Genomic DNA, 10,313 nt, shown 5'->3' with positions numbered 1-10,313 from the left:
CGGCACCTGCCGCCGCGCTATGGCCGGCTGCGCCACCCCAACCCGCTTCGCCGGCCACCTCAACCGTGGTCGCCAAACCTACCATGCATTAGATTTGAACCGGACCACCTGATAGGGGCAGGCCAACACGAGCTCGCGATGGCGTCCGAGAATGTCAGCACCATCATGGATCACGTACTCCGCTTCGAAGGAAGATATGTCGATTACTCAAAAGACCCTGGCGGCGCCATGAGCATGAGGATCACCATTGGCACCCTTCGCTAGAGCGTGATGCAAGCCCAATGTCCCCAACAACATTAAGTCATCCCATTAACGAACATCATTCTGCGCGTCGGCTATCATCGTTTGAGTTTCCGGCCATGAAAGATTTGAATGTTGCAATGTGTTACCCGTGGATTTCAACTCAATGCAGTATTCTGTTATAAATTTTTGGTTCGAATGGGTCGAGTAGTACTCTACTGTCCCGTAAACAAAATGGCGATCGCCGTTTAGATACGCATTCGAAATCTCCGAAGCTCCAAAATGAACCATTGAAAAAAATTCAATAGCTGGCCCAAGTACTCCAGTACTAGATGCTGGCGCAGGTACTGTGAATAATGGGATGGGAGCGCCATTTGCAATCGTCTGTCTCTGGATGGCTGACTTCATTCTGATAGCAGGTGATCTCCCTGCGTTCACCCATGCAATCCTGAGTTCGATGCCTTGGGTATATGTCTGCGGCTGCTGACCGGGAAGCCGAACCGTGACTCCTTGAGGCAGTAGCCGAGCCTCTGATCTTGATGCGACAATCCAAGGCCGCTCAGCACCTTGCGCTATCTCTGTAGCTTTCACCGCCGCATTGGTGGCGCGGAACGTGAGTATTATGGTGATTGCAACTGCTAATGCTCCAATCCCAGCAATTACCGTTTGGGCTAAGGCCAGGTTCCAAGCTGATTCAGTCAGTTCGACTAATTTTATAGTAGATTTCGCAACGGATTGCTGTGCAACCAAGTCATATTTTTCTCTGTCTGCAGCCTCAATTTGTTGTTTCTTTTCAGAAGCAACTTGATCATTATCCCGTATGATTCGTACAGGCAGCGACAGCGGGGCGGTGCTCGAAACAGTAGTCTCGGATTGAGCTACAGTCTGTGTGTTGTGATCTTCTGAGGGACCGACACCTTCGGCATGAACGAAAGTCGCCCAGCCCATGTGAGCGGCCATCACCACCAGTACTGACATTCGCAATCGCATCTGAATCGTCCGTTAGATCCGCAGCCTAACAAACCGTACTGCACTACTCATGATCGTCAATCTGCACGTGAACGGCACTGCGTTGGTCGCGCGGTGCCCCCCCCGGCCTCAACTGACACACATCCCGCCCGGCCCTCGTGCCGGGCTTTTTCATGTCCGAAAGGCTGACACCATGGACCGCTTCAACGGCTTCAAAGGCGTGGCGCGCCCGCTGGACGACATCGACCTGCCACGGCTCGGTCATCTGATCGGCGTCGGCGAGGACGAGATCCACGCCGTTATCGACGTGGAGACCGCTGGGGGCGCATGGGACGCGAAGGGGCGGCCCAAGATGCTGTTCGAGCCACATCGCTTCTGGAAGAACCTCGGCGAAGGTGCCAAGCGCGACCGCGCGGCGCGCGAGGGGCTGGCCTATCCGTCGTGGGGCGAGAAGCCTTATCCGAAGGACAGCTACCCGCGCCTCGCGCAGGCCATGGCGATCGACGAGACGGCGGCGCTCAAGTCGGCGTCCTGGGGGCTCGGCCAGATCCTCGGCGAGAACCACGCCATGCTGGGATACGATACCCCGCAGGACATGGTGCTCGACTTCCTCGACGATGCCGACAAGCATCTCGAGGGGATGGTGAACTTCATCCTGGCGGCCAAGCTCGACGCCAAGCTGCGCGCCCATGACTGGGCCGGGTTCGCGCGCGGTTACAACGGGCCGCAGTACGCCAAGCACGGCTACCACACGAAGCTGAAGGCGGCGTTCGACTGGTGGTCGAAGAAGCCCGACACGCCGTGGTCGCCGGAGGCGGCACCGATCGTCGTTCCCATCCCGACGCCGCGGCCTGAGACGGTGGCGCCGATCGGTCACAATGGCGGGCCTGCGTTGGAGCCGGAGAAGCCGCTGTCGCCGCTGGAGCAGATGAACAAACCCGTCCAGGGCGCGAAGGCCGGTCTCGGTGCCTCCACCTTCGGCGGCGCCGTCGTCCTTCTCCTGTCGTCCGCTGGCTGGCTTCCCGCGGCGTGGCAGACCGGCGAGGCGGCGATTGCGCTCGGTCTCGTCGCCGGCACCCTGGCGAACCAGATCGGCGCGTTCGTCGGCTCCTACCTCGCGCGCGACAAGCGCTTCCAGCCGGAGCGGCACGTATGATCGTTCTTCGCGTCTACCGCGGCGTCGCAGACCACTTCCCGATCCGGATCTCCGAATGGATCATGGTCTGGCCTGCGAGCGGGCTGTGGTTCGGCCTGCAGCTCGACCCGGCCATGTTCTCGAAATCGTCGTCCTTCGCCTTCCTCAGCGCTTGGGCCGACGAGGGGACGTGGAGCGCAGTCGTCGGTCTCTGCGCGGTCTGCCGGCTGGCGGCACTGACGATCAACGGGACGTTCAAGGGCTTCGCCTTCTCACCGCATATCAGGGCCGCGGCGTCGATGATCGGCGTGGCGATCTGGTCTCAGGTCTCGCTCGGCTTCCTGATGGCGTTCCTGTTCGCCGGGGGCGCCTTCTCCGGCGTCATCGCGTGGTCGACCTTCGTCATCGCCGAGCTTTGGAACGTGCTCCGGTCCTGGTCGGACGTGGGCAAGAACGCAACGAGGCGCTGACGGGCATGGAATGGATCGCATCCCTGGACTTCGAGAAGATCGCCAACGCCATCGTCATTCTGCTGGTCGGCTTCCTGTCCGCGTTCGGCTTCCGGCGTGGCAAAGCACAGCCTGACGCGCCTGCCGCGAGCGCGCCCCATGTCGAGGTCGCGGGCGCCCTCGTCGATAGCTCCTCGATCAAGATGCTGGCGGGCGAGCTCGCAGGTCAGACGATCGCGCTGACGGCACAGACCGCCGCCATTCGCGATCAGACAGAGGAACTCGAGGAGGGACGGCATTCGACAAACCGCTTGCGTGAGGCGATCGATCGGCTGGCGGTGGAGATGGCGCGGAGGCAGTGAGGGTTACCCGCAGGGTAACGTTGGACCTGGGTTCACTGGTGTTTGGGCAAAAGAAAACCCCGCCGGAGCGGGGTTCTGGTTTTGGGGCTTGGTAACTCTAAGCCGCCAGCGCATAGCCAGCATGGCCACCGTCGTTAGCGGTGATGCGGATTGGCTGTGTTTCAGCGCTAGGCACGCTCATCGAAGACAACTCTTCAATTCCTGCACCGAAGGGGAGCTCAAGCTTCTGGATAGCATGCTGACGGATTGCCGCCTCGATGACGCCTTCCATTTCGGTCTCGCCGCGCTCCCAACGGCCGATGGTCTGCTTATCGCGATGGACAAACACGGCAAACTCGGACTGAGTCATGCCTAGCTCAGTGCGCAAGAAGCGCAGCTCTGACCCGCTCATGCCCTTCTCGTGCGTGACGATGCCTAAGGCAATTGCCTTATGAAGCTCGTTAATAGCCGGGATGGTGATGATGTCGTCGCCGTCATCATCCACCTCCACAAGCATGCCTTCGAGGAACACGTTGTCCAGGCCGCTCTCGGTGTAATGATGGTTCGCCATTCTACTCTCCAATTATCGACCCCGCTCGCGTCTCAAACTCGTCAATCCACATGACGGTTAGAATCTTAAGCAGGCAACCCTTCTTGTCAGGGATCACAACCACGCCCACAGTCCGTGCACCGCTGTTCGGAGTCTTACTCTCGACGCGGTAACGGTTGTACCCGGCTCTGGTTGCAGGGATGGGGTCCTGATAAACGAACCCGTACTTCAGGGCGAAAAGAACGTCACCCGCGATCAGTTCGCGTTCTGTGAGACGTTCCCGCGCGTGAAGTTTGTATGCCAGTACGAGGCGGTCTGAACGGGCGATAGCACGGATTTCATCAGTTGCTTCCCTTGGTGTCCAAGCCATGCGGCGTCCCCTATCCAGCTTCCTTGCGGATTGGTCTCGCCACCCTCATGCACCGAGACATATATCACGGTGATACATCTGTGTAGTCCGGTAATTCCTTACAATCGGTTCATCGTAAAAAATGTTACCCGAATGCCACCACGGTTTCGCAAGGCGACGGAAGAAAGGCGCCCAGCGAATGGGCGCCTTTCGGCTACTTCTTAATGCGCGTGACGACGTGCGTGTTCGGCTTTCGAACCGCTGTCGAAACCGTCGTGAAGCGTCCGGTGACGGCGCTGCGGCCGATCGTGAGCGTCTTCTTCGACAATTGAACCACCCCCTTCCTTGAGCAGTTGCTCATAGTCAATGGAGGGTGATGACCACCGCTTTATGTATCACAGTGATACCTTTGTCAACAATTCGGGCATTGTGTTTGGGCGGTACCACCTCCGTCCAGAACTCACATTGATGATGAAAGCTCGTAGGGAATGCTGCTCCTACCCAATGCGCCTCCAACCGTAGCCGTGCGAGGAAATAGGGATCACCAACGGGACGAAAGGTTCGTGGTTTCGGCTGATGCGCGCCCCCGCAACCATTCCGGACCGCCATAGTGGTTCGCACTTTTCAGCCGCCCTATCGGGCGGCTTTTTCGTGTCCGAACTTCGAAGCGACCGCGCAACGGCGCGGCAACTTTTTTGGGGCACGTGAGCTTCGATCCTTCCGACGGGTGGCCATATCGCTATGGCTTGCTTATCAAAGGGGATGACCCCAAGACTTCGCACCTCCTGCCTCGTCGGTATCCTTTCGGCCATCGCCTTCTTCCATTCCGTAGGCCCCGGCGCCGCGCTCGAGCCGCGCATCGCGGCGCAGATGCGGCAGCTGGCGCCGACGGATCGGATGATCCAGGTCTGCTATCTCAAGCTCGAGGACCGGCTTTCCCGGGAAACCCGTCACCGGCACGTCGATCGCGTGGTGCTGGATGTGAAACGCAAGGGCCATGTCCGGTCCCACGACATCCGCGGCAAGGGCGCCGCCTTTCGCGACGACGGAAACTGGTACGAGCTGGCCTTCGCCTGCTCCGTTTCGCCCGACCACCTTCATGTGACGCAACTTCGATACACGGTCCTGTCGGATCGCCCCATCCCGGTGTCCGAGTGGGACCGGCTGCAGCTGTTTCCCTAAAAAGGGCCGCTTGCCGCCGGCTTCCCGTGGCGGCCTCTGCCGAACGGCGAAGCCGGTGGGTGTCCGCAAGCGGTCAGGCATCCACGCCCCGCTCCAAGAGCTTGTCGAGATGGGCGATCTCCTCCCCGGTCAGCGCGATGCCGCCGGTCGCCGCCTGTCGCCGCGCCTCGTAGCGGCGCTGCGAGGGAAGGCGGGCGCCCTGGCCGAGGATCGCCTCGAACAGCGCTTCGGCGCGCGCGAACGGGTCGCCCGGGCGCCCGGCGGCGAAGCGCTCGGGCGAAAAGGCGAGGATCAACTCGCCGTGCCGGGGGATCAGCGTCGTGGTGCCGAGCGCATCCAAGGCCTCTGCGCTCGTCAGGTCGCCGATCATCGCGCCGGCCAGAAGCTCGATCATGGTGGAGATCGCCGATCCCTTGTGGCCGCCGAAGGGCAGCATGGCGCCGGCGAGCGCGGCGTCCGGGTCCGTGGTGGCCGTCCCGTCGGCGTCCACCGCCCAGCCTTCGGGAAGCAAGCGACCGGCGCGGCGGTGAAGCTCGATCTCGCCGCGCGCGGCGACCGAGGTCGCGAAGTCGAAGACATAGGGGTCGAGCCCCGGGCGCGGCCAGCCGAAGGCGAGCGGGTTGGTGCCGAGCAGCGGCCGCGTTCCCCCGGCCGGCGCCACGGTGGCATAGCTCGGGCAAAGCGCCAAGGCGGCGACGCCGAGCTCCGTCAAGGCTTCCACCTCCGGCCAAAGGGCGGAAAAATGCGCGCAGTCGTGGATCACCAGGGCGGCGAGGCCAAGATCCTTGGCGCGGGCGGCTAGAACCGGAGCGCCAAGCTCGAAGGCGGCTGGCGAAAAGGCGCCGCCAGCTGCGACGCGGATCACGGCCGACCCGTCGTCGTGAAGCGCCGGCACCGCGTCCTTCGAGACCTTGGCCGTCGCGACCGTGCGCAGGCACCCCTCGATCCGGTAGATGCCGTGCGACTTCGCCCCGTCTCGCTCGCCCACCGCGATGACGCGCGAAACCGCGCCGGCATGAAGATCGGACAGGCCGGCGCGCCGGAGGATCGCCTCGATGCGCTTGGCAAGGGCTTCGAAGGAAAGCGTCGTTGCGTCGTTCAATCGAATCTCCGAGCTGGCAGACCTTTGGGCATATCCAGGGATAAGGGAGGGGCGCTGGCGCGAAAAGATGGGAAAAGCGGGGTCCTCACCCGGTTCAGACCCTTGAAGGACCACGGGAAACGCCTCAGTTTACGTTCTGTTCTGGCGTGAAGGGGGTTTGCGATGCCCACGCTCAAGGAGTTCGAGGAAGCGCTGAAGGAATACGGTCTGCGTTCGGCGCTGGACGTTCTGGATACGCTGCGCAAGCGCGACAAGGACAAGCGCGCCGCCGCGCCCGCCCGCCGCGTGACCGGCCGCAAGATGACGCCCGACGTCGCGCGCCAGATCCTGCACCTGCACGAGACCACCGGCATGACCCAGCAGGAGATCGCCTTCCAGCTCGGCGTCAACCAGGGCCGGGTCAACGAGGTGATCAAGCGCGGCAAATGGCTGACCGACAACCCGGATGCACCCGAGGCGAAGGACCGCGACGCCGCGCTCCAGCGCATGAAGCGCCCCGCCGCCCGTCCGCCGGCGCCCGCCTCAGTGCGGGCCAAGCGGCCGGCGGCCAAGGCTCCCGTTCGAAAGCCCCCCGCCTCGCCCCAGCTCAGCCTCGGCGACTTCTAGACCGTTTTTTCGACCGGGTGGGATGGTGCGACAGGCAAGTGGTCTCGCCTCGTGATGAAGGCGCGAGGGGAAGCGGTGCCGCCAGGATCGCGACCGACGAGCAACGCAGCGGCGGAGCGAATGCAACCCACTAGGAGAGTGGGCGTCCGCTGGACGATGACGACCGTTCGATGCGGTCAGAAAGTGCTCTAGGACGCTCGGCCCGCGTGCCGCGTGTTGCCGTCGTGTGCCGAACAGCGCGCGTTTCCATCCTGCGGCTCCGCCGAGCCCGGCTCGCCGAAGGCGAGGAGGATCGGACAGGGACCTTCGGTTTCCGCTTCGCATTCGGCGGCGAGCGAGGCGAGGGCGTCCCGGGCCACCTGCATCTCCGCGATCTTCTCGTCCAAGGCGCGGACGCGCTCCAGCGCCAGGCGCCGGGCCTTGGCGCGGTCGTCGGACGCGTCGAGCGCCAGAAGTTCGCCGATCGTCTCCAGCGTGAAGCCGGCCGCCTTGGCGGAGCGGATGAAGGCGAGGCGGCGCACGTCCGCTGGCCCGTAGCGCCGGACCCGGCCCGCCGAGCCGCCACCCGTTACGCGCTCGGGAACGGTCAGAAGCCCCCGGCGCTGGTAGTAGCGCACCGTCTCGACGCCGACGCCGCCTTCGCGCGCCAGCCCTGCGATCGTCCATCCGCTCATGGTCTTGACTCCGTACCGGGGTACGGACCCTATATGGGGTGCAGCCTCTCGTTCCACCAACCGGAAAGCTGCCTCCCATGTCGTCCGCAGCCGATACGCTCGCCCCCCTTGCTACGACCGCCAAGCCGCGCCGCGCCGTGATCCACCGCATGGTGATGGACAAGCATGTCTGTCCCTTCGGCCTGAAGGCGCTCGACCTCCTGCGCCGCGAGGGCTTCGAGGTCGAGGACCGGTGGCTTCGAACGCGCGAAGAGACCGACGCCTTCAAGGCCGAGCACGGCGTCAAGACGACGCCGCAGATCTTCGTCGAGGGCGCGCGCATCGGCGGCTACGACGACACGCGCCGCTTCCTGGGCAAGGCCGTCGCCGACCCCAAGGCGACGACCTACAAGCCGGTGATCGCGATCTTCGCGATGGCGGCGCTCGTCGCGCTCGCCATGAGCCATGCCGCCTTCGGATCGCCGTTCACCGTGCGGGCGGGCGAATGGTTCGTGGCGGTCGCCATGTGCCTGCTGTCCGTCCAGAAGCTGCAGGACGTGGAAAGCTTCTCCAACATGTTCCTCGGCTACGATCTCCTGGCGCGGCGCTGGGTGCCCTATTCCTACCTCTACCCGTTCGCCGAAGGGGCGGCGGGTGTCCTGATGATCGCGGGCGTCCTGACCTTCCTGTCGGTGCCGGTCGCGCTCTTCATCGGCACGGTGGGCGCCGCCTCGGTGTTCAAGGCTGTGTATGTCGACAAGCGCGAGCTGAAATGCGCCTGCGTCGGCGGCAAGTCCAACGTGCCGCTCGGTTTCGTCTCGCTGACCGAGAACGTCATGATGGTCGCCATGGCCCTGTGGATGGGGTTCCACGCTTGGGCTTAAGCCGGCACCGCGTCCCCGCGCCATAGCGCCGTGACGGGACCGCGGGCGTTGTCCGGCTTGGAATCGCCGATGAAGATCACGACCGGGCCGGGCCGAGCCTTGTCCGGATCGTAGAAGTCGAGAAGGCCGGGATGGCGCGCCTGGAGAAAGGCCGGCATCCGGTTCTCGCGGCGCAGGAGATGGTCCACCACGACCTGATCGCCATGAACCGAGTTCGGCACCTTCCCGCAGGAGCCAGGCGCCATCCAGCGCTCCGGCTCGCCGGCGAAGGTCTCATAGAGATGAGAGAGTTCGTCGCCGTTCCAGCGCAGGAGCGCGGTCGAGACTCGGCCCTTCAGGAAATAGTCCTCCATCGCGGCCAGACCCGGCTCGGCCAGCGCATCCGCGTTGCCCGCGAACACCGTGTCGAGGTCGCACAGCACCGTGGTGCCGATCGTCAGACCCGGTCGGAAGGCTTCCATCTTGGACCACCAAGCCGGCCAGTCGTGCCGGAGCGGCACGGTCTCGACGCCTTCAACGTCGAGCGCCATGTCGGTGAGGCACAGGATGCGGGTGAAGGCGGGGGCATGGCGCCGCGCGCCGCGCGCCAGACGCTCCACCCAAAGCGCGTCGTAGCGCCCGCCGCCGCGCAGAACCGTCAGAAGCGTCGCCATGGGCGTCAGCCGACGACCTTGAGGGCCGGGGCGGCGCTCGCCTCGGCACCGTCCCAAAGCTCGTCGGTCAAGCGCTCCAGCCAGCCCGCACCGCGCTGGGCGGCCTCCGGGTCCTGCAGGGTGCGGATCGTCTCGCCGTCCAACGCCCGAGCCTGACCCAAAAGCGCGCGCCAGCCGTCGAGATCGCCCGGCCAGGCCGGGGCGCTGACGGCGGCGCCGAGGCGCACCAGGGCTTCCGCCTTGCGCACCTGCTCGCCGAAGTAGCGCCATTCCGGCATCACGATCAGCCGGGCGCCGACGCGCGCGATCTCGTGGATCGTGTTGTCGCCGGCGGACGCGATCACGATGTCGGCGGCGGCCAGATGATCGGTGACGTTCGGCACCCAGCCGAGCTCGGAAAGGTTGGAGAAATCCGTCTCGTGCCCTTCGCGGTGGGTGGGGCCGAGCGTCAGCCAGAGGGCCTCCGGCGCCGCGCGCGCGGCGACGGTGAGCGGCGCATAGGGCGTGCCGCTGCCGCCCCCGCCCGTCACCGTCACGATCACTTCCCGCCCCTCGTCGATCCCGAGGCGTCGGCGAGCTTCGGCCCTTGTCGGCACGGCGTCCAGCGTCGTGCACAGGCCGCCGGTGTAGAAGGTCTTGGCACGCAACGCCGTGGGATAGTCGTCCTGCTCCAGGCGCTCGTCGAAGGGCGCGAGCATTCCGACGCACGCCTCGTAGGAGCCGACATGGCCGATGTCGCCGCGATCGCCGTGCATGCGGATCTGCACGGCCGGCACGCTGGCGATGCGCGACAGGAGCGCGATCTCGGCCGACACGTCCACCACGAAGAGGCCGACCTCGCGCTCGTCGAGATGGTCGAGGATGGTGCGCATGGTCCGGCGCATCTCGCGCAGGCCGAGCGGTACGCAGTGCATGACCTGCGGCGTCGGCTCGGCGTAGAGGCGCGGCGTCGGAACGCCCGCGCCGATCATGTTGGGCAGGGTGACGATCTCGATGTCGCGTTCGAACCCGTCGAAGAGCTGCGGCCCGGCGGTCAGCACCGAGACCGGGCGTTCGCGCGAGAATTCCTGGGCCAGCGCCATCGTGCGGTTGGCGTGTCCCCGGCCCTGGTGATGGACGAAGAACGAGATCGGCTTCAGCGACATGGACGGCCCCTCTGGACATGGCGTGGCCGGCGACCCCCATCGCTCCAGCCGGATG

The 10,313-nt window shown here is 64.5% G+C and carries 12 protein-coding genes; 6 read left to right on the top strand and 6 right to left on the bottom strand.

From position 1 onward, the window contains the following. Positions 1-309: 309 nt before the first annotated feature. Positions 310-1,218 (bottom strand): hypothetical protein, encoded by a 909-nt coding sequence (locus H7A85_RS14155; protein WP_182086588.1) that lies wholly within the window; start codon positions 1,216-1,218, stop codon positions 310-312. 184 nt (positions 1,219-1,402) lie between these two features. Here H7A85_RS14155 and H7A85_RS14150 point away from each other — a divergent pair, with 184 nt between their 5' ends. Genes H7A85_RS14150 through H7A85_RS14140 form a run of 3 tightly spaced genes read left to right on the top strand, consistent with a single transcriptional unit; the run spans position 1,403 to position 3,155 of the window. Continuing rightward, positions 1,403-2,365, top strand: coding sequence for an N-acetylmuramidase family protein (locus H7A85_RS14150; protein WP_182086587.1), 963 nt, complete (start codon positions 1,403-1,405; stop codon positions 2,363-2,365). Further along, the gene (locus tag H7A85_RS14145) at positions 2,362-2,814 is read left to right on the top strand and encodes a hypothetical protein (protein ID WP_182086586.1); all 453 of its coding nucleotides are present in this window, start codon (positions 2,362-2,364) and stop codon (positions 2,812-2,814) included. Before H7A85_RS14150 ends, H7A85_RS14145 begins: the two co-directional genes overlap by 4 nt. Positions 2,815-2,819: 5 nt before the next feature. Next, positions 2,820-3,155 carry a hypothetical protein gene (locus tag H7A85_RS14140; RefSeq protein ID WP_182086585.1) on the top strand — a complete coding sequence of 112 codons (336 nt, stop codon included), beginning with the start codon at positions 2,820-2,822 and terminating at the stop codon, positions 3,153-3,155. A 97-nt stretch (positions 3,156-3,252) separates the two neighbouring features. Here H7A85_RS14140 and H7A85_RS14135 read toward each other — a convergent pair whose 3' ends face one another. Beyond that, positions 3,253-3,705, bottom strand: coding sequence for a helix-turn-helix domain-containing protein (locus H7A85_RS14135; RefSeq protein WP_182086584.1), 453 nt, complete (start codon positions 3,703-3,705; stop codon positions 3,253-3,255). Positions 3,706-4,795: 1,090 nt separating this feature from the next. Here H7A85_RS14135 and H7A85_RS14125 point away from each other — a divergent pair. Beyond that, positions 4,796-5,215: a DUF930 domain-containing protein gene (locus H7A85_RS14125; RefSeq protein ID WP_182086582.1), complete on the top strand. Its 420-nt coding sequence runs from the start codon at positions 4,796-4,798 to the stop codon at positions 5,213-5,215. 73 nt (positions 5,216-5,288) lie between these two features. Here H7A85_RS14125 and H7A85_RS14120 read toward each other — a convergent pair whose 3' ends face one another. After that, complete coding sequence (locus H7A85_RS14120) at positions 5,289-6,317, bottom strand: Ldh family oxidoreductase (RefSeq protein ID WP_182086581.1); 1,029 nt, start codon at positions 6,315-6,317, stop codon at positions 5,289-5,291. 162 nt (positions 6,318-6,479) lie between these two features. Here H7A85_RS14120 and H7A85_RS14115 point away from each other — a divergent pair, with 162 nt between their 5' ends. Continuing rightward, positions 6,480-6,923, top strand: a complete 444-nt coding sequence (locus tag H7A85_RS14115; protein ID WP_182086580.1) for a sigma factor-like helix-turn-helix DNA-binding protein — start codon at positions 6,480-6,482, stop codon at positions 6,921-6,923. 188 nt (positions 6,924-7,111) lie between these two features. On the opposite strand, the gene H7A85_RS14110 is transcribed toward H7A85_RS14115, so the two are convergent. After that, positions 7,112-7,597: a MerR family DNA-binding protein gene (locus H7A85_RS14110; RefSeq protein ID WP_182086579.1), complete on the bottom strand. Its 486-nt coding sequence runs from the start codon at positions 7,595-7,597 to the stop codon at positions 7,112-7,114. A 77-nt stretch (positions 7,598-7,674) separates the two neighbouring features. Between H7A85_RS14110 and H7A85_RS14105 the strand changes: the two genes are divergently transcribed. Continuing rightward, entirely contained in the window at positions 7,675-8,460 is a 786-nt protein-coding gene (locus tag H7A85_RS14105; protein WP_210270258.1) for a glutaredoxin, read from the top strand. On the opposite strand, the gene H7A85_RS14100 is transcribed toward H7A85_RS14105, so the two are convergent. Beyond that, positions 8,457-9,113, bottom strand: coding sequence for a hypothetical protein (locus tag H7A85_RS14100; protein ID WP_182086578.1), 657 nt, complete (start codon positions 9,111-9,113; stop codon positions 8,457-8,459). The genes H7A85_RS14105 and H7A85_RS14100 overlap by 4 nt on opposite strands. 5 nt (positions 9,114-9,118) lie before the next feature. Continuing rightward, a complete protein-coding gene (locus H7A85_RS14095) occupies positions 9,119-10,258 on the bottom strand; it encodes a glycosyltransferase (RefSeq protein WP_182086577.1) in 1,140 nt (379 codons plus the stop codon). Between the last annotated feature and the right edge of the window lie 55 nt (positions 10,259-10,313).

The sequence above is a fragment of the Aureimonas sp. ME7 genome (assembly GCF_903970965.1).
Classification (GTDB): domain Bacteria; phylum Pseudomonadota; class Alphaproteobacteria; order Rhizobiales; family Rhizobiaceae; genus Aureimonas.
Note: the sequence above shows the minus strand (reverse complement) of the source record. Positions and strands in the feature narration are given on the sequence as shown.

Excerpts from the sequence above, each read along its gene's own strand:
- H7A85_RS14155 (WP_182086588.1), bottom strand. The coding sequence starts at position 1,218 with ATGTCAGTACTGGTGGTGATGGCCGCTCACATGGGCTGGGCGACTTTC.
- H7A85_RS14150 (WP_182086587.1), top strand. The coding sequence starts at position 1,403 with ATGGACCGCTTCAACGGCTTCAAAGGCGTGGCGCGCCCGCTGGACGAC.
- H7A85_RS14145 (WP_182086586.1), top strand. The coding sequence starts at position 2,362 with ATGATCGTTCTTCGCGTCTACCGCGGCGTCGCAGACCACTTCCCGATC.
- H7A85_RS14140 (WP_182086585.1), top strand. The coding sequence starts at position 2,820 with ATGGAATGGATCGCATCCCTGGACTTCGAGAAGATCGCCAACGCCATC.
- H7A85_RS14135 (WP_182086584.1), bottom strand. The coding sequence starts at position 3,705 with ATGGCGAACCATCATTACACCGAGAGCGGCCTGGACAACGTGTTCCTC.
- H7A85_RS14125 (WP_182086582.1), top strand. The coding sequence starts at position 4,796 with ATGACCCCAAGACTTCGCACCTCCTGCCTCGTCGGTATCCTTTCGGCC.
- H7A85_RS14115 (WP_182086580.1), top strand. The coding sequence starts at position 6,480 with ATGCCCACGCTCAAGGAGTTCGAGGAAGCGCTGAAGGAATACGGTCTG.
- H7A85_RS14110 (WP_182086579.1), bottom strand. The coding sequence starts at position 7,597 with ATGAGCGGATGGACGATCGCAGGGCTGGCGCGCGAAGGCGGCGTCGGC.
- H7A85_RS14105 (WP_210270258.1), top strand. The coding sequence starts at position 7,675 with ATGTCGTCCGCAGCCGATACGCTCGCCCCCCTTGCTACGACCGCCAAG.
- H7A85_RS14100 (WP_182086578.1), bottom strand. The coding sequence starts at position 9,113 with ATGGCGACGCTTCTGACGGTTCTGCGCGGCGGCGGGCGCTACGACGCG.
- H7A85_RS14095 (WP_182086577.1), bottom strand. The coding sequence starts at position 10,258 with ATGTCGCTGAAGCCGATCTCGTTCTTCGTCCATCACCAGGGCCGGGGA.